We start from the raw sequence: 24,108 nt of genomic DNA, 5'->3' as shown, positions 1-24,108 counted from the left end.
AAATGAAACTAACAGAAGAGCAAAAGGATATTATCGATTCAAAAGGTGATATAAAAATAAATGCAGTTGCCGGCTCTGGTAAAACAACAACCATTATTGAGTACGCAAAGGCAAGGCCAAAGACCGCTAAAATTTTATACCTGGCTTTTAATAAGTCGGTAAAGCTGGAAGCCATTAAAAAGTTTGCGGAAAAAGGTTTAAATAATGTAACTGTGGAAACAGCACATTCACTGGCGTACAAAAATATTGTTTTCAGGCATCAGTATAAAGTTTTGTCTCAGGGATACAAAACACATGAACTGGCTGCTTTGCTTGGTTTGCAGAGCAATGGCGAAAAACATCATGAGTATGTAATTGCCAATCACATCAATAAATTTATTGCACTTTTCTGCAACAGCGATAAATTAAAAGTACAGGATGTAAATTATTTAGACACCATCAGCGACGCTAAAGCCAAAACATTTGTAAAAACTTTTTACCATTTTATAGAAACGCAAACAAGATCTTTATTAGCTAAAATGGATAAAGGTGAAATTGAAATAACCCATGATTTTTACCTGAAAAAATTTCAACTGCAAAATCCTGTTTTGCCTTTTGATTATATTTTGTTTGATGAGGGCCAGGATGCATCACCTGCAATGCTGGATATTTTTTTACAGCAAAAAGCCACCAAAGTAATTGTGGGAGATACACATCAGCAGATTTACAGCTGGCGTTACGCTGTAAATTCTCTTGAGAAAACCAAATTTACAACTTACAATCTCAGCCACAGTTTCAGGTTTGGAGCAAATATTGCCAACCTGGCCACACAGGTTCTTTTCTGGAAAGATATTATTAAATCCACAACGCCTCTTGCCATTAAGGGGCTTGGTACAACTGTTGATACAAAAACAAAAGCTGTTATTGGACGAACCAATTTGGGTTTATTATTAAAAGCAATTGAGTATGTAAACGAAAAGAAAAATATTAAGCAGATATATTTTGAAGGAAATTTTAATTCTTACACTTATGCAGATGAAGGCGCTTCTTTATACGATGTATTAAATCTGCAGAATAATAAATTATCTCAGATAAAAGATGCTTTAATCAGATCGATGGGTTCTATTAAAGAGCTGGAAGAGTATATTGAAAAAACAGAAGACGCACAATTAAGCATGATGCTGGAAATTGTAAAAAAATATGGTAATGATATTTACGATATTATTAAAACTATAAAAAACAAGCATGTTGAAAATGATGCTAAAGAAAAAGCAGAGGTGGTTTTTTCTACGGTTCATCGCTGCAAAGGAATGGAATATGATTCCGTGCATTTAGTAAAAGATTTTATTACCGAGGATAAAATAAAACGCCAGGTAGCTGAATTAGAAAATGATGAAAAGAAGATCAATAAACTTAACGAAGAAATTAATTTATTGTATGTAGCCATTACCCGTACAAAAAATGCACTGCATATTCCCGAAGAATTATTGCCTGCTGATTTTCCTAAACTGGCCCAAATAAATATTATTAAAAAAGAGGAGCCTAAAGAAATTAAACCTGTTGTAATTGAAACGCCTAAATCAAAATATGGGTATTCAAAATATACAGGCACAAAAGGAAAAACATACTCGGTAGAACTGGTACGCACCAAACATGGCGACGCTTACAAACCATGGACACCGGAGCAGGATGAAAAATTAACGCAGTTATTCAATAACAGTGTTTCTGATTCTGAAATTATAAAACAATTTGGCAGAAATGCCGGAGCTATACATTCAAGATTAAGAAAGCTGGGATTGAAGTAAGAACCTGCCACAGATTACGCAAATTGCACAGATTTTTTCTCAGGACTTGAGAACTGTTTTCACGCAATGTTCAAATCTATATTTAATAAAAACAAAGACACAGGGTTTCCTGTGTCTTCTCTGTGTAATTTGTGCAATCTGTGGCCAAACCCCTATCTTCCAAAATCATCCTGCACCCTTACTATATCATCTTCGTCACTTGGGTTTGCAGCATCAGTGTGGCGCCAGATCTCAGCAATAATTCCCCAGCCTGATGTACCCAATAAACGGTGACGTTCTCCTTGTTTTAATTGTATAATATCGCCTATGTTTAAATCTTTAGTTTCTTTTTCTTCATCCGTATCGCTGGTTACCACGCCAGCAACGCCGCCAATCAATTTCCATATCTCCGCACGGCGATGATGGTACTGCCAGCTTAATCTTTTACCAGGTGCTACCACTAAAATTTTAGGACTTAATTTTCCTGAAATATTTAATTCTTCTTTGGTAAGATGCGGAAAATACAAACTGATAAATTTTTCTGCTTCGTTTTCTTCAATCACAAAAAAGCCTCCCCATGGCCTGGTGCTATCCTGTTTGTGAACTTTTAAATTTTTATGGTGCAGGTATTCTGCAACGTTTTCAAAAACTAATTCTTTTGGTGTGTCGGTACTAAAATTCAATTGCATTTTTAAAATTTTGTATTTAACGTTTCGAAGATAAAAATATTTTAATTGATTATATTTTTATTATAACTAATATTATCTACCCATAAAAACCATCAATATCTGCACATCACTTGGGTTTACACCAGATATACGGGAAGCCTGGCCTAAAGTACGAGGCTTAATTTTTTTAAATTTTTGTTTGGCCTCTGTACCCAAAGAAACCAGTTTTTCATAATCAAAATTATCAGGAATGATCAGGTCTTCCAGCTGACTCATTTTTACCACCAGCTCTTTTTCTTTCTCAATATAAGTATCATATTTCAGCTGAATCTCTGCCTGTTCTAATGTGTCTTTATTGAAATCTTTTAAAGCAATTTTTAATGAAGGAATATATTGCATCATCTTTTCCAAACCTATATTTGGCCTTAGTAAAACCTGCGCAGCTTTTTGTTTTGCAACTAACGGCGATGATTGTACGCTTTCTAAAAAAGCATTAGTTTCATCTGGTTCCAGGCTGATAGCAGCTAAAATTTCTTTCAGTTTTTCTACGCCTTCTTTTTTTGCTTTTACCAATTCCATTCTTTCCTGTGATGCTAAACCAAGCCGGTAACTTTTTTCGGTTAACCGCAGATCGGCATTATCCTGGCGCAACAAAGTGCGGAACTCTGCCCGGCTGGTAAACATGCGGTAGGGTTCGTCGGTTCCTTTGTTTATTAAATCATCAATCAACACACCTATATAAGCTTCACTCCTTTTCAGCACTACCGCTTCTTGTTCGCTGGCTTTTTGGTGGGCATTTATTCCCGCCATCAGTCCCTGGCAAGCTGCTTCTTCATAGCCGGTGGTGCCGTTTATCTGGCCTGCAAAAAACAGGTTCTCAATAAGCTTTGTTTCCAGGCTGAATTTTAACTGTGTTGGTGGAAAGTAATCATATTCTATGGCGTAACCAGGGCGGAACATCCTGCAGTTTTCAAAACCAGCCACAGATCTAAGCGCCTGAAACTGAACCTCTTCCGGTAAAGAAGAAGAAAAACCATTCACATATATCTCCACCGTATTGAAACCTTCCGGCTCAACAAACAACTGGTGCCTGTCTCTCTCTGCAAAACGATTGATCTTATCTTCTATACTTGGGCAATACCTTGGCCCAGTTCCCTGTATTCTTCCCTGGAACATAGGGCTTTTTTCGAAACCCGTTTTTAAAATATCGTGTACTTCAGGGCTGGTATAAGTGATAAAGCAACTACGTTGCTGTGCTGCGGTTATTTTTTTAGTGGGCAGATAGCTGAAGCCTATCATTTCTTCGTCTCCGTACTGTTCTTCCATTTTAGAGTAGTCCAGGCTACGACCATCAATCCTTGGTGGTGTTCCGGTTTTTAAACGATCGCTTTCAAAACCTAAAGAAACCAATTGCTCGGTTATTCCCGTTGCAGCTTTTTCTGCCATACGGCCACCTCCCAATTTCTTCTCGCCAATATGAATTACGCCATTTAAGAAGGTGCCGTTGGTTAAAACCACTGATTTTGCCTTTATTTCATGACCTAAACCCGTTACAACCCCGTAAACACGGCCATTTTTTACCAAAAGGCCATTTACCATATCCTGGTAAAAATCAACGTTCCGGGTGTTTTCAAGCATTTCTCTCCACTTACCGGCAAATAACATACGGTCGCTCTGCGCTCGGGGGCTCCACATGGCCGGGCCTTTACTTCTGTTCAGCATCCTGAACTGGATCATGCTTTCATCGGTAACAATCCCACTATATCCACCCATGGCATCAATCTCTCTTACAATCTGCCCTTTGGCAATGCCACCCATGGCAGGATTGCAACTCATTTGGGCAATCGTCTGCATATTCATAGTAATCAGCAGCACTTTACTACCCATATTAGCGGCAGCGGCGGCGGCTTCGCAACCGGCATGGCCGGCTCCTACTACTATAACATCATATTCTGGAAACATGTGGCAAAGGTAGTTTAGAAATTATTTAGGTTATAAAGAAGTTTAAAGAGACATTATTTAGCTACCAAACTTCCTGAGTATCTCTCTTTCCAATAGGATGTCCTTTAATGAAGTGCCCTGATTGAATTTTTCGAACTCATCCTGGCTTAAAGTGGCAATATTTTCAAGGTGTTCTTTATTATTGATGATGAAGTTCTCAATGGCGGGGTGGCTTTCAATATTTGAAACCTCTATTTGAGACAGTTTTTCGATCATTTTAAGACAAAACCCATATCCCGTTTTATTATACAAATCCTGGAAATAAGGTTTTACTGCAAGTACATCTATCCGGTTACCCCTGTTTTTGTTTAATTCCAGCTTTTCTACCCTGATATTTATAAAGTTCCAACAAAGCCTCAGGTCTTCTTCGTTATCAAAATCGAAGTAGGTAACAGGCACTATATGATCAAATTGCCAGGCTTTAGCAAAATTGTCCCAGTTTAAATCTGCCGTAAACTGTAATTCAATCCAGCCCCTAAAGCCATTTACATCTAAACCGAAATATGGAGCATAAGCAGCGGCAGCTTTTTTCTCCAGTATATACCGTCTTAAGGCTAATTGCCACTTACGCTTTTCCCTAAATTTCAGCAAAGCGTCTGTTATCTCTTCCTTTGGTGTCCATTTCTTTCTTTCCATACCCAAATATATTATGTTTCCGGTTGAAACTGGGATTCGTGGAACCTGAGGTGTTTGACTATGCTTGGGAGAATTCGAAATGGGATTCGTGGAACATTACTTAAAGTAAGCGCTCAAACACCTATCCTCCGCTACTCTCATCTGCTTTGCATCACTTGGTGTCTTGTCTTTATAGCCACAAAGATGGAGTGCTCCATGAAAGATAACCCGATGCAATTCTTCCTTAATAGTAACACCCTGGATTGCAGCATTGTCCCTTACCCTATCAGTACTTATATAGATCTCCCCGGTTATAGCTTCGGGTGTGCCAGATAAATCGAAAGTGATAATATCAGTGTAATAGTTATGTTTAAGATGAGATTTGTTGATCTCCAAAAGATACTCATCTGAGCAAAAGATGTAAGTCAGGCTTTGAAGCTTTCTCTTCTCTTTTTTGAAGATACCATTAATGAATGCCTTCAGAGTAGTTCTCTCGGCAAGTGCAATGTTTTGCTGGAGGAAAAAGAATTGTATTGCCATAGCTATTTTCTAAAATCGAAATTATTAAACAATTATGAATGAATACTTTTGCAGTAAATAAAACACTAAGGATGGACAGGCGATTATCGGAAGTTGAAGTTGGAAAGACGGTTGTTATAAAGCATTTTGAAAATGATGACATTTTTTTAAAGCTAATGGAGATGGGGTGTGTGCCGGGGGAAAAAATAATTGTTGAACAGGTGGCACCTCTTGGTGATCCTATCTCTATCCTGGTAGCCGGATATATTTTAAGCCTAAGGCTTAATGAAGCGGAAAATATTTGGGTAGAAGAAATTCCTGTACTTACGAAATAATTATAATTAATTCATTATCAAATAGTTAATGAAAACAGGACTATATTTTGGCTCTTTTAACCCCGTTCATGTAGGACATTTAATTATTGCCAACCACGTTATTAATAATACTACACTTGACCAGGTTTGGTTTGTTGTTTCTCCGCAAAATCCTTTCAAAACAACAGCTTCTCTCCTTAATGAATACCAACGCCTGCACATGGTAAATGTGGCTATTGAGGGTGAAACTAAATTGCGTGCCAGCAATGTGGAATTCAAATTACCCAAACCCTCTTATACCATTGATACTCTAACGTACCTGCAGGAAAAATATCCGGATTATGAGTTTGCTATAATAATGGGAAGTGACGGTTTTCAGAATCTTAATAAATGGAAGAATTATGAAACCCTGGTAAAAAATTATCCCTTCTATATTTATAAAAGGCCCGGCTTTGATGTTTTAGAAAACTTTGGTGCAGACACAACAATTCTTAACGCACCCCTTCTTGATATTTCTAGTACCGCAATTCGTACATTGATCAAAGAAAAAAAATCAATTCGTTTTTTAGTCCCCGATACTGTAAAGGAAGAAATAGAAAGGAATGCCTATTACAGGTAATTAAAAAATCAGTCCTAATAATAAACAGAACATAACAATAAATGGTGCAGGAATTTTTGTTAGTTGTAATAACAGGAAGGTACCAGTAATCACTCCGATATTTAAAAAGCTCAGTGTATTAAACGAAATAATAGAAACGTCTTTTAATAGGTATAAAGTAGCGGCCCACATTATTCCTACTACTACAGCATTGATTCCTTCCAGGGCCCTATACACTACCACATACTTTTTTAAATATTGCCAGACAGGAAAGAAAAATAAAACCAACAAAGCACTAGGTAAAAAAATGGCCACAGCGCCTATTATACAACCAAGCAATTGCATTTCTTTTCCTTCCCTTTTCATAGCAACGCCACCGGTAAAAGACGCAATTGAAAAAACCGGTCCGGGTATAGCCCTCACCATTCCTGCTCCGGTAAGTAACTCGTCTCTCTCAATCCTGATTATATTAGGATCATTCTTTTGAATAATTCTATCTGAATTAGGCCTGGCTACATATTGATCCAACATTAAGGGTATCAATACATCACCACCACCAAAAACAAAGCTTCCAAATCTATAAAAGTTTTCAAAGAGATTAAATGCTTTCCTGTTCTCCCAATTTTGTTTACGGGCTGTTTCGCTCAATGCACCGGCAATTAAAAATATCAAAACAAACACCCAGATGTTAGTCCACCGGATATGCCGTGGTTTAATCACTTCCTTTTCAGGAATACGTTTGCTACTGAAGTTTGTAGCAATGCCCCCAGCAACAATCAGACCTGGAAATACCCATGGTGTTTTGAATAAAAAATAAGTGGCCACCATAGCCACCAGCATTATCACCTGGGTAATAAAATTATTAATTGAAATTTTAAAAGCTTTAAAAGCTGCATAAGCTAAAAAACCAATAGCCATTGGTTGAATGAACTGGAAGATACTTGTATTGAGCTTTTGGTTACCTATTCCGGAAACTAAAAAAGATAATCCACCCATTAAACAGCATGCCGGTAAGATCCAGATAATAAGTGTGAGCACAGCTAAGGGTACGCCTCCCCGTTTGTATCCAATCAGGGTAAGAATTTGCGTAGAAGAAGCACCAGGCAAAAGCTGGCAAAAAGAATTATATTCCATTAATTCTTCTTTGGTTACGTCTTTTCTCCTGTCCACAAAAGTCTTCATCATCATGCCCATGTGCCCCTGAGGCCCACCGAATGCAGTTACACTGTGGAGGAACACAGACTTTAAGAAAGAAATATGCCGGAGTAGTATCAATGTATATGGCTTACTTATTTTTTCAATCCTATTTCCCTTAACCTTTCGTCTAAGTATTCTCCTGCAGTAGCATCCGGATAAGCCTTCGGATGATCAGCATCAATGCAACTGGTTAAACATTTAAGGCTCATACTGCTTTTGGGATGAAGGAAAAAAGGAATAGAAAAACGGGAAGTGTGCCATAATTCTCTTGCAGGATTTACAACACGATGTGTAGTACTTCTTAATTTATTATTGGTAAGCCTTTGCAACATATCACCCACATTTACTACAATCTGTTCGGGTAATGAGGTAACACCCACCCATTCGTTTTGCTTGGTAAGAATTTGTAAACCATCTGCAGAAGCGCCAACCAGGAGTGTGATCAGGTTAATATCTTCATGCTGTTCTGCACGGATAGCACTTTTGGGTTCACTTGTTATTGGCGGATAATGTATACTTCGTAAAATTGAATTACCGTTGTGAACATACTCATCAAAATAATGTTCCTCTAATCCCAAATACAAGGCTATTGCCTGTAGTAAAGCCGTACCAGACTTTTCAAATTCACGGTAAGCATGTTCAAATGTAGCATTAAAAGCCGCTATCTGATTTACTGTAACATTCAATGGATATTCTTCTTCGTCAAAGTTATCCCTGGGTACCTGGCCATACTGAAAAAATTCTTTAAGATCTGGTGCATCGCTTCCTTTTGCATGCTCTTTTCCAAAACTTGTATATCCTCTTTGTCCCGCTAATTCAGGTATTTCGTACTTTCTTTTTTGGTCAGAAGGAAGTGAAAAGAACTCCTGAACATATTTATACAGATCAGCAATTAATTCATCAGGAACTCCGTGATTTTTAACCGCTACAAAACCTACTTCTTCGTAAGCCTTTCCTAATTGCTGTACAAATGCCGCCTTACGAACAGGGTCACCAGTTAAAAATTCTGCTAAATCAACTGAAGGAATTGCCATATAGTTTACTTTTATCGTTAACGAATGTAGATTTGTTTATGAAAAATTACAAAACTTCTTTTTTATTCAGCATTAAAATTCCAGCTTTTTTCATCTGTATATTCCTGCTAGCGCTAATTTCCTGCCGAAAAAAAAATTATGCTTCCGCTACCATTAATCAATCTGTAAAAACTACCAATAAACCTGATTACTCAAAACTTTATTACTGGGCGGCACATCCCTGGAAAAAAGATGCCAGCGATAGTGTTCCAAAACCGCTTCGTTACTCTTATCATCCTGATTCTTCTGTTGATGTTTTTTTTCTCCATCCAACCACTTTAACCAATTCTAATGATAAAAGGTGGAATGCACCTATTAATGATACAGCTATAAATAATAAAACAGACAGATCTACTATTTTATACCAGGCAAGTGTATTTAACGAACAATGCAGGGTTTTTGCACCACGTTACAGGCAGGCCCACATTAAAGCATTTTTTATTGACACCAGCGAATCTGAAAAATATTTTGATACTGCTTATGAAGATATCAGAGCTGGATTTATTTACTACCTGGAACATTTTAATGGTGGCAGACCAATAATTATTGCTTCACACAGCCAGGGAACAAAACATGCTGCCAGATTACTAAAAGAATTTTTTGACAACAAATCATTAAAAAATAAATTAGTGTGTGCTTATATTATAGGTTTACCCGTGCCGGAAAATTATTTCGCTACAATACCTGTATGTAAAGATTCTACGTCTACCGGGTGCTTTGTAAGCTGGCGTACTTTTAAAAGAGGGTATACTGAACCGGAATTTATTGCAAAAGAAAATTTTAAAGCTGTTATTATTAATCCTTTAAGCTGGACGGCAGATACAGGCTTACTATCTTCTAAATATAATAGCGGCGGGGTATTACTAAAATTTAATAAAATTATCCCTCATGTAGTTAATGCTAATATTCACAACAATGTTTTGTGGACAAGCAAACCCAATATTGCAGGAAAGATATTATTTACGAAAAAAAACTATCATGTTGGAGATATTAATTTGTTTTACATGAACATCAGGCAAAATGTAAAAACAAGAATAGGGGCTTTTTGGAAACAATAAGGTTGGCCATAGATTGCACGGCTGTTCACAAATAAAGTACTAAAGAAGCAGGCTTCAGTTTATTGAAGCCTGTTTTTATCAATACTATTTGTTCTTATTTTCTTTATTATCGGAACAGGCACTTATAAAACTACAAACCATATTTAGCACTTATTTCCAGCATCCGGTCAATTGGCTTTTTTGCAGCCAGGCGTAATTCTTCATCCATAGTAATTTCTGGTAATTCATATTCCATGCATAAATACAATTTTTCCAGGGTATTCAACTTCATGTGCGGACAATCATTACAGGCACAGCTGTTATTTGGCGGCGCAGGAATAAAGGTTTTATCAGGATTATTTTTTTGCATCTGATGCAGGATACCAGTCTCTGTTACCACAATATACTCCTGTGCATCGTCCTTTTGAGTAAATTTCAATAATCCGGTTGTGCTGCCGATATAATCCGCTATTGCCAAAACAGGTGCCTCACATTCCGGGTGTGCAATAATCTTTGCTTTGGGATGGCGAATCTTTAATTTGGTAATTTTCTCTAAACTAAAAATCTCATGTACCATACAGGCACCATTCCATAGTAACATATCCCTACCTGTCTGTTTGTTTATATAAGCCCCAAGGTTCCTGTCTGGTGCAAAAATGATAGGTTGATCAGCCGGTAAGCTTTCAATGATTTTTTGGGCATTAGAAGACGTACAAATGATATCACTCAAAGCCTTCATACCTGCAGAGCAATTAATGTAGGTAATTACCAGGTGATCAGGGTGTTTATCCTTAAATAATTTAAACAAGGCCGGAGGTGCACTATCACTTAAAGAACAACCTGCGTTTAGATCGGGCAACAACACCTTTTTAGCAGGATTTAAAATTTTTGCGGTTTCTGCCATAAAATGAACGCCGGCAAAAACAATAATATCTGCCTGGGTATTTTCAGCAGCCTGGGCGAGGCCCAGGCTATCTCCAATAAAGTCAGCTACATCCTGGATATCCGGCTCCTGGTAATAATGCGCCAGTATAATTGCATTCTTTTCTTTTTTCAATCTTTCAATCTCTGCAAATAAATCCATTTCCGGGTTAATGCTCAAATCCAAAAAACCAGCAGTGGTTAAATTTTTTTTTGCGCTGTTAATATCTACCATAATATGTATTAATACTTATTATTTATATAATCACTTACTACTACTATGGGTGTTAATAAGTGTAAAGAAATATTTTTCTCTTTGATGTAAAATTAAAACCTTTTACTTATCCACCTTCATCCACAACTAATTAACATAAAAAAAATTGCAGATATACATTACTAAAGCCTGTTAACACTGAATTATAATTTTTTCTTGTTGTAATTATAAACAGTGGTTAATAAAAAAAGGCGAGGAAAACTAAATTGATCATTTTTAAAAACAGCCTGTTAATATCGATGGTATAAAATGTCATCTACCAACATTATAATTTTAAAATTCACCGTTTACAGATTTTAGCCTCATTTTACAAAGACTTTTTAATGAAAGAAACTATGGTTATTAACACTAAACCGGGCTTATTAACAAACTGGTGTTAAAAACCCTGTTTTATATATATGTTGATAAAAATAATCCAGCAGTTGCAGCAGGCGGCTTAAAAACCCTGCTACTACTCAATTTTTAGTGTCATAAAGGCCCAAAATTTAAGTGTTAATATCTTATTTTCCCCTATTTTTGCCGTCCATTTTAATTACAGGAAAAATATGCAAGTAATTCAGACAATTCGTGACAAAGGTGCTGCAGTGGTTATTGCAGTAATTGCTTTAAGTTTAATTGGCTTCTTATTAATGGATGCTAATTCAGGTACTAAAGGCGGCGGCGGCTTTTTTAAATCATTAGCCAGTAACGTAGGTAAAGTTAATGGAGAAGCGATTGAAAAAAGTGAATTCGACAGAAAATATAATGCTGCTTATGATATGGATAAAGAGCAGTCGGCTCAAAGTGGAAGAACAACTGAACCCGAAAGAATAAGGGAACAGGTATGGAACCAAATGGTAAATGAAGCCATCTTTTATAAAGAAGCTGATAAAATCGGAATTGATTATACTCCTGCCGAATTGAATGCATTTCTATATAGTAACGATCCTTCCAACCCGATGTTGCAGGATAAAAACATGGTTGACCCTGCAACAGGAAAACTGGATCCTGCAAAAGTTAAACTTGCTATAGCCGATCTTAAAAAAGCAAAAGACAAACGTTTGGAAATGATACAATCACGTTTGACTGAGCCGCAAAGAATTGCAAGTGTATCAGGAAAGTATTTTGCATTACTAAATGCCAGCGCATATTACCCAACATGGATGCAGGAAAAAGATAAAACAGAAGCTAAAAATTTTGCCAGCATATCTTTTGTGGAAGTTCCATTCAGTGTAATCAGCGACAGTACTATAAGAGTTAGCGACGACGAAATAAATGCTTATGTTGATAAACATAAAAAACAGTTTAAACAGGAAGAAGGCCGCATGATATCTTATGTAGCTTACAGCCAGTTACCTAACAGCGAAGACAGCGCCAACACAAAAACAATTGTGGCAGCTTTAAAAGATAGTTTTGTAACTGCACAAAACCCGGCGGCTTTTTTAGCAAGAAACGCATCAGTAATTCCATTTGATACAAGCTATCAGGCTAAAGCTAAAATTGGTTCATCAGCAACTGATACAATAATTAAACAACCTATCGGAACAGTATATGGGCCATATATTGATGGTGGTAATTATGTGCTGGCAAAAGTATTAGGAACAAAAAATTATCCTGATAGTGTAAAAGCAAGACATATATTAGTACCAACTGCAGATCCGCAAACAGGCCAGCCAATTATGGAGGATAGTGTTGCAAAAAATAAAGCAGATAGTATTTTAACTGCAATTAAAGGAGGAGCAGATTTTGCGGTATTGGCAAAACAATTTGGTACTGATGGTACAAAAGATAAAGGAGGAGATCTTGGCTTTTTTGGTTTTAGCGGTCCAATGGTAGAAGAATTCAACCAACAGATTTTTGGCAAGCCGGTAGGCACAAAAGAGGTGATCAGAACCCGTTTTGGTTACCATGTTATAGAATTAACTGCAGAAAAAGGATCTATAACAGCTTATAAAATTGCCTTTATGGCAAAGGAAATAAGTGCCAGTCCCGCAACAATTAGTAACGCTAATTTAAATGCTACTAAATTATCAGGTCAAAAAACGGCAAAGGATTTTGAAGCTTATATTGCTAAAAACGGCCTGCAGAAATTTCCTTCTCCATTAATTAAAGAAAATGATTACAGCGTAGGCCAGTTACAAAATGCCAAGCCTTTAGTAAAATGGGCTTTTGATGCCAGCGTAGGTGATGTAAGTGAACCATTTAACATCGGCAATCAATTTATAGTAGCTACACTTGATAAAGTACAGGGCGAAGGTGTACAGGATGCAAAACAGGCAAGGCAGATGGTGGAAGGTGTGATTCGTAATAAAAAGAAAACAGAAGCAATAGCATTAAAATTAGGCAACCCCGCCACACTGGAAGCAGCAGCGGCAGTATATAACCAACAGGTTTTAACCGCAGGTGCCGATAGCTCAATAACTTTCACCAGCTTTATGATACCTAATGTAGGGCCCGAGCCAAAAGTTATTGGTGCAAGTTTTAATAAGGATAATCAAACTAAGATATCTGCCCCAATTGAAGGAAATTCTGGTGTATTTGTAATTAAAGTAAATAGTATTGGTACTAAACCAGCTGATACTCCTGAAGCTGAAGCACTAAGAAAAACACAGCAAATTACAACAATACGCAACCAGGTTGGTGCCGGTTGGTTTGAGGGTATAAAAGAACAAGCCAAAATAGAAGACAACCGCAGCAAATACGGGTATTAATAGCTTATATACATATTTTTTGTCAGCCCCCGCCTATTGGCGGGGGCTGTTTCGTTTACGAGAAAAAGAATTTTTTGCGAATGCGGGCCCCGGCGGCAGATTATTGGTATAACTTTGCTTTATGGAAGAAATAATGGCCAATAAGGTTGCTGAAAGTGGCATCATTACACTAAACCTGGAAGATTATTATCCAAAAGGAGATACTGCTGTATTTGACCTGAAGGACTATTTATTTATGGGTTTAATACTAAAGGAAAAAGATTTCAGGGAAGCCCTGAAAAATTTAGACCTTACTACTTATGCCAATAAAAATGTAGCACTTACCTGCACAGCAGATGCCATAATACCCATGTGGGCATACATGCTGGCCGCAAGCTACCTGCAGCCGGTTGCTTTAAGTGTGGTTTTTGGTAACGAAGACTTTTTACAAAAAACATTGTTCTTAAAAAACCTCTATACTATAAATACTGCCGATTTTGCTGATAAAAGAGTGGTGATAAAAGGCTGTGGTGATCTGCCCATTTCAGAATCTGCCTACGTGGAAATTACTAACCTGTTAAGGCCGGTTGCAAAAAGCATTATGTATGGAGAACCTTGCAGTACGGTGCCAATTTTTAAGAAGAAGGCATAAGGTTATCGTGAGACGTGAATGATAATTACAGGGAATAAGGTGATTTAATATTCAGAGCTGCTCAAAACAGAAGGCTCTGTTCCTCACGTCTGACGATTGACGTTTCACGCTCTAAAACCATCCCCGTTTTCTAAAAATCCTGATCATAATAAGTGGAATGCCGATCATGGCAAAAGCAGCAATAATAAATGTAGTATTAGTGTGCAGCCATTTCATATTTTCAAAATTCATCCCAAAAATGCCTCCAATAACTGTGGCTGGTGCCAGCAAACAGGTAACTACTGCCATTACCTTCATTACTTCATTCATCTTTAAATTTACATTACTTAAATAAAGGTCATTTAAGTTCATCATCATATCACGGTAGTTTTCTGCCAACTCGTTGGCTTGTAAAATATGATCGTACACATCTTTAAAGTATTTTTCGGTACGCTCTTCAATCAAATCACTATCGCTGCGTAAAATGCCGTTTACCAATTCCCTCACCGGTGCAATGCTGCGTTTTAAAACAATCATTTCTTTTCGCAGCATATTTATTTTTGCCAGCGTACGGGTATTGGCATTGCGTACAATATCTTCTTCAAGCCCTTCTATTTTTTCTCCCAGCTTTTCCATTACCACAAAATAATTGTCAACTATCATATCAATTAAAGAATAAAATAAATAGTCGGCTCCATTCTGCCGCACTTTACTACCCGATATTTTTAAACGGTCCCGTAATGGATTAAACACATCTTTAGCTGCGTCTTCCTGAAAACTGATCACAAAATTTTTGCCCAAAACAATACTAATTTGTTCAATCTCTACTGCCGAATCCTTTTCATTAAAATACATCATGTTCAGCAGGCAAAAAACCAACCCGTCAATTTCATCCATCTTTGGGCGCTGGCCAATACTTAAAATATCTTCGGTAATAAGGTAATGAATGCCATAGTGAGCGCAGATCTTCTCCACATCCACTTTGCGCAAACCATCTACATTTAACCAGGTAGTTTTTGGAGAATCCAGGAAAGCGAAACATTCCGGAACGGTTTTCAGCTCCCTTACATCTGCCTGGGCAGCATTATAATCAAAAACGAAAATTTTTATTTCCTCCGGCTCTGCCCTTGGCGAAGCTACTGTAGGGTTAACCTGCAATACTTTTTTAGTACGCAGTAATTCCATTGGATTTAAGATATAAGAAAAATATTTTTTACTCTGTTCGAACATGACCGGTATTTAAAAAACAATTTACAGAATATTTTTAATACAGGATTTTGTTTTACAGAGGGCTTTTTTTGTATGTCTATGGCCTATATGATTTGTTCTTAGCACATCAGAATCGACATATGCGATTAATAAGCTACATCGCATTTAATAAAAAATGGTAAGCTTACGCCAGGATAATTCTTTTAACAAAGGAGAGATACTAAATAAGAATCATTGTCAACCCAAAGAATCGGCGCTTAAAAACACTGTAGCTATTCTACTACATCGTGTAGACGAAAAACTACTGTTTATTCTGTGAAAAAATCAGAAATAGAGGTGCCGAGTGCTGTACTTAATTTGTATAAAGTACGAATGGTAGGATTTGATTTCCCGGATTCTATCCGGGATAAGCTTGCTTTTTCAAAATCACACTCCATTGCAAGTTGATTTTGTGTCATACTTTTGCTAAGGCGAATTGTTTTGATTCTTTCGCCTAGTTTTACAAGCACTTTATGCTCCCCCATCGTTTGGTAGTTTTTACAAAAGAAATGAAGATAAAGGGATAGATTGTTGTCATAAAGGACAATTATCATATCAATGGCTGATTTAAATCAGGTAAAAAAACAATAATAAAACATGTTAGACGGCAAGAAAAATATTAAAAAAAATTTCTTTTTGTTGTTTTTTATTACAACTTTTGTTTAATCAATTCTACCAATCAATTAAACCACCCCTTTGTATTGATTTAGTTCCAGTCCTTAGCTGGTAAAACGATAAGCTTATTGTAATAAATAAGTTTTGCTATGCTTAAACAATAAATGAAAAAAAACACCACTATAGTTCCGGGGTTTTTTGGAAGAGAACCCTTTTTCTGTATCAATGCAGATGGTTGTATCAATGACGTTAACCATGCAGCAGAAAAAATTTCGGGAAAACCTGCAGTGGAATTGGGGGGCAGTTATTTTAAAAATTTATTTACGGAACCTCAAAAAGCAGAAGAAATGTTGCACCGGGTTTTAACCGAAGGTGCTGTTAGTAACTGCGATTTGTCTTTTAATTCGAATAACGAAGAAAGCAACAAACTGGTTTTGCTAAATGCTTTTTGCCACAACGAAGGTGATAACAAAGAAAAAATTGTATTTGCAATAGCCTCACCACCAGAAACAGAGGAAGGCAGGTTTCAAAAAATATTAAAAGAAATTGCTGATTACAAATATGCGCTTGATGAATCTTCTATTGTAGCAATTACCGATCAAAAAGGTATTATCACTTATGTAAATGATAATTTCTGCAGTATTTCAAAATTCAACAGAACGGAACTGATTGGAATGGACCACGAGATCATCAACTCTGGCCATCATCCCAAAGAATTTATCAGGAATCTTTGGGTAACTATTGCCAGGGGAAAAATCTGGCGGGGAGAAATAAAGAATAAAGCCAAAGATGGTACCTTTTATTGGGTAGACACCACCATTGTTCCATTTGTAAATCAGGATAACAAACCTTACAAATACTTAGCTATAAGGGCTGATATAACTTCCAGAAAGGTGGTAGAAGAAAACCTGGAAACCAGCCTTAAGGAAACATCTGATTATAAATATGCACTTGATGAATCTTCTATAGTGGCTATTACCGATCAAAAAGGCATTATTAAATATGCTAATTACAATTTTTGTAAAATTTCCAAATTCAGTTATGAAGAATTGATAGGAAAAGACCATCGTATCATTAATTCCGGCCATCACCCTAAAGAATTCATCAGGAACCTTTGGGTAACTATTGCCAATGGAAAAATCTGGCGTGGAGAATTAAAGAACAAAGCCAAGGATGGAACTTTTTATTGGGTGGATACAACAATAATTCCTTTTCTTGATGATAACGGTAAGCCATACCAGTATGTTGCAATAAGGGCAGACATAACGCAACGCAAACAAGTGGAAGAGGAAATAATTGTATTAAATGAAGAACTGGAAAAAAGAGTAAAAGAGCGAACTGAGGAAATTGAATCTTTTTCTTATTCTGTATCGCATGATTTAAGGGGGCCTTTAAGAGCAGTTAATGGTTATGCTAAAATACTGGAGGAAGACTATAACAATATTTTTGATACCGAAGGAAAGCGGTTATTAGGAGAAATACAATATAACGCAAAAAAAATGGGGACTCTTATAGACGACCTGCTTTCTTTTGCAAGGCTGGGGAGAAAAGAAGTGCAGGGTTCGGTTATTGACATGAATAAATTAGTGGCAACTGTTATAAGGGATATCAATCAAAACACAACCCATCATGCTGAAATAAAAATTAAAAAATTACTTCCTGTAAAAGCAGACTATGTTTTACTGGAACATGTAATGAATAACCTTATAGTCAATGCCATAAAGTATTCATCAAAAAAAGAAAGGCCGGTAGTGGAAATAAAATCAAAACGGGGAAACCGGGAAATGATTTATTCTGTAATCGATAATGGCGTGGGTTTTGAGATGGAATATAAACACAAGTTATTCGGGGTATTTCAACGGCTTCACTCAGCAGAAGATTTCCCTGGTACCGGGGTTGGCCTGGCAATTGCATACCGAATTATTGAAAAGCACAACGGAAAAATATGGGCAGTAAGTACACCCGGTAAGGGCGCCATTTTTAATTTTTCATTACCGGAAATTAATCACCTGTAAAACAAACCCAATGGAAAATACCGAAATAGAAATACTACTGGTAGAAGATAACAGGAATGATGCAGAGCTAACAATAAGGGCACTAACAAAAGGAAAAATTGCCAACAGTATTGTGCACCTGCAAGACGGGGCCATGGCAATTAATTTTTTGTTTGGCCTGGGCGACTTTGCACATAGAAATATTAATAACCGGCCAAAAATTATATTGCTGGACTTAAAAATGCCTAAAGTGGATGGCCTTGAAGTTTTAAAAAAAATAAAATCGGATGACCTCACCAAAAAAATTCCTGTTGTTATCCTTACTTCATCAAAAGAAAATCCGGATATTGAAAGAGCTTATGCCCTTGGAGCAAACAGTTATATTGTTAAACCTGTTGAATTTGATAGCTTTGCGAAATCTATAAGCGACCTTGGATTTTACTGGTTGCTGCTCAATCAAAACCCTTATTAGACCAAACTGCTATGGAAACAATACTAAAAATACTACACCTGGAAGATACCGCATTTGATGCAGAACTGGTGGAAAGGGAATTAAAAAAAGGTGGTATCCTGTTTGAAAAAAAAGTGGTTGACAATGGTAAAGATTTTGAAGATGCATTGGATAATTTTATTCCGGATATCATCTTATCTGATCACTCCTTACCATCTTTTGATTCGGCCGGAGCAATTGAACTGGTACAAAAAAAATGCCCCGAAATTCCGGTGATATTAGTTACCGCAACAGTATCTGAAGAGTTTGCCGTAAACATTTTACAACATGGAGCGGCAGATTATATTTTAAAAACAAACCTCAATCGTCTTCCATCTGCGGTAAAAAAGGCAATAGAAAAAAGCCGCATGATCCGTGAAAGAGAACAGGCAGAAGAAGAGTTGAAATATTCTTACCTGCAGATAAGAAAACTGGCCTCTCATTTACAAAATATAAGAGAAGAAGAAAGAGCATCCATGGCAAGAGAAATACACGATGAACTGGGGCAGCATTTAACAGCGCTTAAACTGGATGTATCATGGCTGTCGATAAAACTTAAAGAAACGGAGCCCCAAATTGTAGAAAAGGTAAAAGGAATGGAAAGATTGTTGACCACATCTCTTATTACAGTAAAAAAACTGGCATCAGAACTACATCCTGCTTTGCTGGATAAGCTTGGCCTTATTGAAGCTATAAGATGGCAAAGCCGGGAGTTTGAAAAAAGAACGGGTATAAAAATAACCCTCAACTTACCCGAAGAGCTTACAGGTATTTCCAGCAAAACAAATATCGCCCTGTTTCGTATTTACCAGGAATCACTTACCAATGTGGCCAGGCATTCTGGTGCTGCCACTGTTTGTTGCAGTCTTAAAAGAGAAAACGAAAACCTTGTGTTTACTATTACAGATGATGGAAAAGGTTTTGATGTAGCTGAAACCGAACAAAGGCATTCACTGGGTTTACTGGGCATGAAGGAAAGATCTGTAATGATTGGTGGTAAATATGTACTAAGCAGCGAACCTGGCAAAGGAACAAAAGTAGAAGCTATGCTGCCTGTTAATGAAATAACCTTACCCGGTTTATAATTTGTAACTATTGGCTAGTTCCTTTAACTCCAGGATATTAGTAACCTTTAGTTTTTCAAACACTCTCGATTTATGTGTACCTACTGTTGATATCTGCAGGTGCAATGTTTTTGATATTTCACTCACAGATTGACCGGTTAACAACAAGGATGTAATTTCAAATTCCCGGGGCGATAATTTATCAAAAGGATTATCTGGTGTACCGGCAAAAGATGCATCGGCCAGCATTTCGGCAAAAGACTCACTGATATATTTACGGTTATTTAAAACCATGTTTATGGCTTTCTTGATCTCATCCAATGATGAATCCTTAGATAAAAAACCCATTGCACCTGCTTTTATAAAACGCCTGGCATAAATATTTTCTGCACTCATTGAAAATATCAGCACTTTGGCATCGGGGTATCTTACCTGTATATATTCCATTAAGCCCATGGTGTCGCTATTGGGCATTTGTATATCCATCATGATCAGATCGTACTGATGGTGTTTTAATTTTTCTGTAGCACTCTCACTGTCGCCGGCTTCATGAATTTCGCAGGGTTTAAATATTTCGGAAAGTAAACCCTGTATGCCGGAACGGACTACAATATGGTCATCAACCAATAAAAATCTTTTCATAGTAAGGCTTAAACTGTACTTAAATATAGGAACAATTCTACATAAAGTCAATTCTTTGTACTAGGAAATACCAAACCAGGTTGAATGATATTTGTATAGTCAATAAATTTCCAATCCTGTATTAACCCATTACCCTGTGATGTCCCGTTTTATATCCAATAAAAATATGAATGCTCCTAAAAGCGGGCCAGAATATGTACCTCATTTACACGATGGCCAGCTATGTTTTTTTGTGCCCATAGCTGTATGGCACAACACATAATGCTATACCTATGAAACCAACCCATATAAAAAAGCTGCAATTGCAGGTAAAGGAAAAATCAGACCGGCAGATAAATTATTTTCTCACTGCCTTTTTTTTGATTGGGCTGTTGCTGGCTTTTTATTACGATACCTGGTTAATAGCCATTGGTGTAGGCGGGCTTTCATTGCTTGCGTATTATTCAGCCAAACTTATTTTACCGCATTCTTACTTATACCAGTATGTATTGGGTATTGTACTGGGCGTTTTTATGGCGCAATTTATTTACCAGATGCATGGCTTATTTGAAATGCATTTCCTGGCTTTTATTGCAAGCGCCATTTTAATAACATACCGCAATTGGAAACTTCAGATTCCTTTGGCTACAGTAGTAATACTACATCATGCCGCATTTGGCTATTTGCAATTTATTGGCTTTGATAAAATTTATTTTACGCAACAGGAAGTGATGAGTTTGCAGGTTTTTATTATTCATATTCTTTTAGCAACCGCTATATTTTCACTTTGCGGATTATGGGCTTATAACTTTAAAAAATCAGGAGAACATGATGCCGAACAAAGTTTTGAAGTGGGCAAATTACAAGAAGCAAATGAACAGAAAGAGGTATTGATTGTAATGAGCGAAAATCTTAAACGAAGCAATGAAAAATTAAAACAGGTAAATGACGAACTGGAAAAAATATTCAATACTGTAGATGAAGTGTTGTTTTCGATGGATATGGTTAATTACAAAATTAAACATATATCTATTGCCTGTATAAAAGTATATGGTTATACGCCTGATGAATTTATGAAAGACAGGGACCTTTGGTTAAAATTAATTCATTACCACGATAAAACTTTTGTGGGAAAAATTTATGAAAAACTGCAGGCAGGAAATACGGTTTTTAATAAATACCGCATCATACATCGTGACAATAACATCCGCTGGGTAGAAACTAAAATGATACCAACGCTGGATACCCGAGGAAGGCTTATTCGCATTGATGGTATTTGTAATGATATAACTGAAAAAATAAAACTGGAAGAAAAATTAGCCACAGAAAGAAAACAACAAGTACAGGAAATAACCGCTGCTGTAATTGCGGCACAGGAAAAAGAAAGGGCTTTTTTAGGAGAAGAGCTGCATGATAATATAAATCCTATTTTAGCCACAGCCAGGTTATATATGGATTGTGCCATATCACGAGAAGAAAGCCGCATCAACCTGATAAAAGACAGCAAGAATTTTATTACTACAGCAATGGACGAGATAAGAACGCTTTCTAAAACACTGGCAGCGCCATCATTAGGTGATATCAGTTTAACCGGAGCCCTTGCAGACATGATCAGTCATATTGAGCACGTAAATGAACTGGAGTTTAGTGCCAAATGGGCCTGTGAAAATGAAAGTATTATAAGCGATAACCTTAAGCTGGCCATTTATCGTATAGTGCAGGAGCAACTGAATAATATTTTAAAACATGCCCATGCCAAAACGGTGTTCATTACTTTACAACAAACAGGCGGAGCTATTGAGTTGAATATTACGGATGATGGAATTGGTTTTGATGTTACCCAAAAAAGAAATGGGGTAGGCCTGCAGAATATTATAAACCGGAGTGCAATATTTAATGGTAAAGTAAATATTACATCTGAACCAGGCCAGGGTTGCGAACTCACAGTACAGTTTAATGCAGCTACAGAAGAAGCACTCACAAAAAATATGGCGAGGGCATAAAATTATTTATCCGGATGTAATTTCTTTTTATTAGCAATAGAATTTTTTACCATTTTCATTAGTATGCCGGTATCAATATCTTCCAGCTTTTGAATATGAACACAACCACCATCTACTTTATGCTTCCCAAGTTTTAAAAGCAATTCTTCTCTTTTATCAAAAGTGGCACCAAGATAAAAAGTAAGCGCATTGGCTCTTGCAGCAATGCTAAGTAATGCCGCCTCTCCTTCCCGCCCGCTATCGTATTTGTAATGATACATGCCAAAACCTACAATAGCAGTACCCCACATTTTAGGATCCATTTTTGTAGTTTTCGTTATCAGGTCAATTACTGCAGAAAAATCGTTACGCTTCTTTTCGTCTTTTATTGCCGCAACAAAAGCCGCAACACTATCCCTGGTTTCAACGGTTTTATTTTTTGCCATGATGGTTATTTTTTTACGTTATTAATTCTGGGTGTTTATATTATTGGTCACCATCAACTAAAACAGCAACCAATAATTGATAGTATTAAGTCACCTATTTCTAAAGCATGTAAATTTTATTTTGTATCAATTGCTTTTCTGTTTGGGTTTTAGCTAAGGATAATGCCTGTTGAAAATACAATTTTGTTTTTACAATATCAATCTCTTTATATAGCTCGCCCAATAAAATATAATAGAAATGATTGTCGGTTAAATGTAGTTTTTCGGCTTCAGCTATTGCTATTATTTTACCCCTCGCTTTTGAAAGTGCAAAAGTTCTGTTTAGTGCTGCAATGGGCGAATATTCCAATTGCAGCAGGTGATTGTATAACTGTAAAATATTTTCCCATTTATCCGTGCTGTCGGTTTTAATAGTATGCCAATAAGCAATGCTTGCCTCTAAATAATATTTAGAAATGATATTCCATTTTGCAGCTTGTTGTAAAAAATAATTCCCTCTTGCAATTAATTCGTCATCCCAAAGTTTTTCATCCTGATCGGGATATAAAATCATGGCGCCACTTATTGTTGTTCTTGCATTTAAACGGGATGCATGAAAGCACATTAAAGCCAGCAACGCATTGGTGGCATGTTGATTGGTTGATTCGTTTTCGATAAGCAAATAAGTTAAGCGCATGGCTTCTAAACAAAGTTCTTTGCGAACGATAGTATCTTGCCTTTCGGAATAATAACCTTCATTAAATAATAGATACAAAGTTTTTAAAACAATATCCAAACGGTTATTAATGGCAGCATTATCCGGGAATTCAATTAGAACTTTATCAAGCCGTAGTTTTTCTTTAGCCCTGAAAAGCCGCTTATTGATAGTGTCTTTATTGGTTAAAAAAGCATCTGCAATTTCATCAATACTAAAACCGCATAAAATACGCAAAGCTAACCCTACCTGTGCTGCTGTGGTAATACCGGGCTGACAAATAGCAAACAACATTTGCAATTGACTATCGGTAATATTTTTTTCTGACAGATCAATTTGAATCTCTTCCTCTTCACTATTTGAATGGGGTATTTGTTTTGCAATTTTTTCAGCAAATAACCTGTTGCGAATAAAATAATTCCTGGCTTTATTTTTAGCAACCACGTAAAGCCATGCCGTTGGGTTGGCAGGTATGCCTTTATAATTCCAGGTTTCAAATGCAGATAAAAAAGTTTCACTGGCAATATCTTCTGCAATTTCAATATGCTCAATACCGAATAACTTACAAAGTACAGCTGTTATTTTGCTGTATTCTGTTCTGAATAAATGCGGTATCAGTTCCTGCCGTTCCATTGCAAACAAAAGACCCCTGGTTTACAGAGGCCTTTTTTTAA

The 24,108-nt window shown here is 36.7% G+C and carries 22 protein-coding genes; 10 read left to right on the top strand and 12 right to left on the bottom strand.

What is annotated here, in order from left to right:
* Positions 1 to 2: 2 nt before the first annotated feature.
* Entirely contained in the window at positions 3 to 1,784 is a 1,782-nt protein-coding gene (locus ACQ334_RS20240; RefSeq protein WP_430990087.1) for a UvrD-helicase domain-containing protein, read from the top strand.
* A 152-nt stretch (positions 1,785 to 1,936) separates the two neighbouring features.
* On the opposite strand, the gene ACQ334_RS20235 is transcribed toward ACQ334_RS20240, so the two are convergent.
* From ACQ334_RS20235 to ybeY, 4 genes are all read right to left on the bottom strand, one after another.
* Positions 1,937 to 2,452: a hypothetical protein gene (locus ACQ334_RS20235; RefSeq protein WP_430990086.1), complete on the bottom strand. Its 516-nt coding sequence runs from the start codon at positions 2,450 to 2,452 to the stop codon at positions 1,937 to 1,939.
* 72 nt (positions 2,453 to 2,524) lie between these two features.
* Positions 2,525 to 4,393: a tRNA uridine-5-carboxymethylaminomethyl(34) synthesis enzyme MnmG gene (mnmG, locus tag ACQ334_RS20230; protein WP_430990085.1), complete on the bottom strand. Its 1,869-nt coding sequence runs from the start codon at positions 4,391 to 4,393 to the stop codon at positions 2,525 to 2,527.
* Between the two features lie 57 nt (positions 4,394 to 4,450).
* Entirely contained in the window at positions 4,451 to 5,068 is a 618-nt protein-coding gene (locus ACQ334_RS20225; protein WP_430990084.1) for a hypothetical protein, read from the bottom strand.
* A gap of 96 nt (positions 5,069 to 5,164) precedes the next feature.
* On the bottom strand, positions 5,165 to 5,587 hold the full coding sequence (gene ybeY, locus ACQ334_RS20220; protein WP_430990083.1) for an rRNA maturation RNase YbeY: 423 nt from the start codon (positions 5,585 to 5,587) through the stop codon (positions 5,165 to 5,167).
* Between the two features lie 38 nt (positions 5,588 to 5,625).
* Here ybeY and ACQ334_RS20215 point away from each other — a divergent pair, with 38 nt between their 5' ends.
* Entirely contained in the window at positions 5,626 to 5,901 is a 276-nt protein-coding gene (locus tag ACQ334_RS20215) for a FeoA family protein (protein ID WP_430990082.1), read from the top strand.
* A 28-nt stretch (positions 5,902 to 5,929) separates the two neighbouring features.
* The gene (nadD, locus tag ACQ334_RS20210) at positions 5,930 to 6,499 is read left to right on the top strand and encodes a nicotinate (nicotinamide) nucleotide adenylyltransferase (RefSeq protein ID WP_430990081.1); all 570 of its coding nucleotides are present in this window, start codon (positions 5,930 to 5,932) and stop codon (positions 6,497 to 6,499) included.
* On the opposite strand, the gene ACQ334_RS20205 is transcribed toward nadD, so the two are convergent.
* Complete coding sequence (locus tag ACQ334_RS20205) at positions 6,500 to 7,753, bottom strand: chromate transporter (RefSeq protein WP_430990080.1); 1,254 nt, start codon at positions 7,751 to 7,753, stop codon at positions 6,500 to 6,502.
* Between the two features lie 14 nt (positions 7,754 to 7,767).
* Positions 7,768 to 8,709, bottom strand: coding sequence for an isopenicillin N synthase family dioxygenase (locus ACQ334_RS20200; RefSeq protein WP_430990079.1), 942 nt, complete (start codon positions 8,707 to 8,709; stop codon positions 7,768 to 7,770).
* 38 nt (positions 8,710 to 8,747) lie between these two features.
* Here ACQ334_RS20200 and ACQ334_RS20195 point away from each other — a divergent pair, with 38 nt between their 5' ends.
* The gene (locus tag ACQ334_RS20195) at positions 8,748 to 9,806 is read left to right on the top strand and encodes a DUF3089 domain-containing protein (protein WP_430990078.1); all 1,059 of its coding nucleotides are present in this window, start codon (positions 8,748 to 8,750) and stop codon (positions 9,804 to 9,806) included.
* 130 nt (positions 9,807 to 9,936) lie between these two features.
* On the opposite strand, the gene nadA is transcribed toward ACQ334_RS20195, so the two are convergent.
* Positions 9,937 to 10,941, bottom strand: coding sequence for a quinolinate synthase NadA (gene nadA, locus ACQ334_RS20190; RefSeq protein ID WP_430990077.1), 1,005 nt, complete (start codon positions 10,939 to 10,941; stop codon positions 9,937 to 9,939).
* A 584-nt stretch (positions 10,942 to 11,525) separates the two neighbouring features.
* On the opposite strand from nadA, the gene ACQ334_RS20185 reads away from it, so the two are divergent.
* Positions 11,526 to 13,670, top strand: a complete 2,145-nt coding sequence (locus tag ACQ334_RS20185) for a peptidylprolyl isomerase (protein WP_430990076.1) — start codon at positions 11,526 to 11,528, stop codon at positions 13,668 to 13,670.
* Positions 13,671 to 13,791: 121 nt separating this feature from the next.
* Positions 13,792 to 14,301 carry a DUF2480 family protein gene (locus tag ACQ334_RS20180; protein WP_430990075.1) on the top strand — a complete coding sequence of 170 codons (510 nt, stop codon included), beginning with the start codon at positions 13,792 to 13,794 and terminating at the stop codon, positions 14,299 to 14,301.
* Positions 14,302 to 14,412: 111 nt separating this feature from the next.
* Here the strand turns inward: ACQ334_RS20180 and corA are convergent, their stop codons facing one another.
* Entirely contained in the window at positions 14,413 to 15,510 is a 1,098-nt protein-coding gene (gene corA, locus ACQ334_RS20175) for a magnesium/cobalt transporter CorA (RefSeq protein WP_430990074.1), read from the bottom strand.
* Between the two features lie 287 nt (positions 15,511 to 15,797).
* The gene (locus ACQ334_RS20170; RefSeq protein WP_430990073.1) at positions 15,798 to 16,082 is read right to left on the bottom strand and encodes a helix-turn-helix domain-containing protein; all 285 of its coding nucleotides are present in this window, start codon (positions 16,080 to 16,082) and stop codon (positions 15,798 to 15,800) included.
* Positions 16,083 to 16,307: 225 nt separating this feature from the next.
* On the opposite strand from ACQ334_RS20170, the gene ACQ334_RS20165 reads away from it, so the two are divergent.
* Genes ACQ334_RS20165 through ACQ334_RS20155 form a run of 3 tightly spaced genes read left to right on the top strand, consistent with a single transcriptional unit; the run spans position 16,308 to position 19,712 of the window.
* A complete protein-coding gene (locus ACQ334_RS20165; RefSeq protein ID WP_430990072.1) occupies positions 16,308 to 18,158 on the top strand; it encodes a PAS domain-containing protein in 1,851 nt (616 codons plus the stop codon).
* A 10-nt stretch (positions 18,159 to 18,168) separates the two neighbouring features.
* The gene (locus tag ACQ334_RS20160; protein ID WP_430990071.1) at positions 18,169 to 18,609 is read left to right on the top strand and encodes a response regulator; all 441 of its coding nucleotides are present in this window, start codon (positions 18,169 to 18,171) and stop codon (positions 18,607 to 18,609) included.
* An 11-nt stretch (positions 18,610 to 18,620) separates the two neighbouring features.
* Positions 18,621 to 19,712 (top strand): response regulator, encoded by a 1,092-nt coding sequence (locus tag ACQ334_RS20155; protein WP_430990070.1) that lies wholly within the window; start codon positions 18,621 to 18,623, stop codon positions 19,710 to 19,712.
* On the opposite strand, the gene ACQ334_RS20150 is transcribed toward ACQ334_RS20155, so the two are convergent.
* Complete coding sequence (locus ACQ334_RS20150; RefSeq protein ID WP_430990069.1) at positions 19,707 to 20,333, bottom strand: response regulator; 627 nt, start codon at positions 20,331 to 20,333, stop codon at positions 19,707 to 19,709. The two genes, ACQ334_RS20155 and ACQ334_RS20150, sit on opposite strands and share 6 nt — an antisense overlap.
* 272 nt (positions 20,334 to 20,605) lie before the next feature.
* On the opposite strand from ACQ334_RS20150, the gene ACQ334_RS20145 reads away from it, so the two are divergent.
* The gene (locus tag ACQ334_RS20145; RefSeq protein WP_430990068.1) at positions 20,606 to 22,315 is read left to right on the top strand and encodes a PAS domain-containing protein; all 1,710 of its coding nucleotides are present in this window, start codon (positions 20,606 to 20,608) and stop codon (positions 22,313 to 22,315) included.
* Positions 22,316 to 22,317: 2 nt separating this feature from the next.
* On the opposite strand, the gene ACQ334_RS20140 is transcribed toward ACQ334_RS20145, so the two are convergent.
* Together ACQ334_RS20140 and ACQ334_RS20135 are read right to left on the bottom strand one after the other, a co-directional pair.
* Positions 22,318 to 22,740: a DUF1801 domain-containing protein gene (locus ACQ334_RS20140; protein WP_430990067.1), complete on the bottom strand. Its 423-nt coding sequence runs from the start codon at positions 22,738 to 22,740 to the stop codon at positions 22,318 to 22,320.
* A gap of 100 nt (positions 22,741 to 22,840) precedes the next feature.
* Positions 22,841 to 24,067, bottom strand: coding sequence for an RNA polymerase sigma factor (locus ACQ334_RS20135; protein ID WP_430990489.1), 1,227 nt, complete (start codon positions 24,065 to 24,067; stop codon positions 22,841 to 22,843).
* Positions 24,068 to 24,108 lie beyond the last annotated feature (41 nt).

Origin of the sequence: Ferruginibacter sp. SUN106, from assembly GCF_050611765.1 — a bacterium.
Taxonomy (GTDB): Bacteria; Bacteroidota; Bacteroidia; order Chitinophagales; family Chitinophagaceae; genus Ferruginibacter.
This window is presented reverse-complemented; position numbering and strand designations above follow the sequence as displayed.

Bases quoted from the DNA above. Each gene is read 5' to 3' on its own strand.
- ACQ334_RS20240 (WP_430990087.1), top strand. From the start codon at position 3: ATGAAACTAACAGAAGAGCAAAAGGATATTATCGATTCAAAAGGTGAT.
- ACQ334_RS20235 (WP_430990086.1), bottom strand. From the start codon at position 2,452: ATGCAATTGAATTTTAGTACCGACACACCAAAAGAATTAGTTTTTGAA.
- mnmG (WP_430990085.1), bottom strand. From the start codon at position 4,393: ATGTTTCCAGAATATGATGTTATAGTAGTAGGAGCCGGCCATGCCGGT.
- ACQ334_RS20225 (WP_430990084.1), bottom strand. From the start codon at position 5,068: ATGGAAAGAAAGAAATGGACACCAAAGGAAGAGATAACAGACGCTTTG.
- ybeY (WP_430990083.1), bottom strand. From the start codon at position 5,587: ATGGCAATACAATTCTTTTTCCTCCAGCAAAACATTGCACTTGCCGAG.
- ACQ334_RS20215 (WP_430990082.1), top strand. From the start codon at position 5,626: ATGAATACTTTTGCAGTAAATAAAACACTAAGGATGGACAGGCGATTA.
- nadD (WP_430990081.1), top strand. From the start codon at position 5,930: ATGAAAACAGGACTATATTTTGGCTCTTTTAACCCCGTTCATGTAGGA.
- ACQ334_RS20200 (WP_430990079.1), bottom strand. From the start codon at position 8,709: ATGGCAATTCCTTCAGTTGATTTAGCAGAATTTTTAACTGGTGACCCT.
- ACQ334_RS20195 (WP_430990078.1), top strand. From the start codon at position 8,748: ATGAAAAATTACAAAACTTCTTTTTTATTCAGCATTAAAATTCCAGCT.
- nadA (WP_430990077.1), bottom strand. From the start codon at position 10,941: ATGGTAGATATTAACAGCGCAAAAAAAAATTTAACCACTGCTGGTTTT.
- ACQ334_RS20185 (WP_430990076.1), top strand. From the start codon at position 11,526: ATGCAAGTAATTCAGACAATTCGTGACAAAGGTGCTGCAGTGGTTATT.
- ACQ334_RS20180 (WP_430990075.1), top strand. From the start codon at position 13,792: ATGGAAGAAATAATGGCCAATAAGGTTGCTGAAAGTGGCATCATTACA.
- corA (WP_430990074.1), bottom strand. From the start codon at position 15,510: ATGTTCGAACAGAGTAAAAAATATTTTTCTTATATCTTAAATCCAATG.
- ACQ334_RS20170 (WP_430990073.1), bottom strand. From the start codon at position 16,082: ATGATAATTGTCCTTTATGACAACAATCTATCCCTTTATCTTCATTTC.
- ACQ334_RS20165 (WP_430990072.1), top strand. From the start codon at position 16,308: ATGAAAAAAAACACCACTATAGTTCCGGGGTTTTTTGGAAGAGAACCC.
- ACQ334_RS20160 (WP_430990071.1), top strand. From the start codon at position 18,169: ATGGAAAATACCGAAATAGAAATACTACTGGTAGAAGATAACAGGAAT.
- ACQ334_RS20155 (WP_430990070.1), top strand. From the start codon at position 18,621: ATGGAAACAATACTAAAAATACTACACCTGGAAGATACCGCATTTGAT.
- ACQ334_RS20150 (WP_430990069.1), bottom strand. From the start codon at position 20,333: ATGAAAAGATTTTTATTGGTTGATGACCATATTGTAGTCCGTTCCGGC.
- ACQ334_RS20145 (WP_430990068.1), top strand. From the start codon at position 20,606: ATGAAACCAACCCATATAAAAAAGCTGCAATTGCAGGTAAAGGAAAAA.
- ACQ334_RS20140 (WP_430990067.1), bottom strand. From the start codon at position 22,740: ATGGCAAAAAATAAAACCGTTGAAACCAGGGATAGTGTTGCGGCTTTT.
- ACQ334_RS20135 (WP_430990489.1), bottom strand. From the start codon at position 24,067: ATGGAACGGCAGGAACTGATACCGCATTTATTCAGAACAGAATACAGC.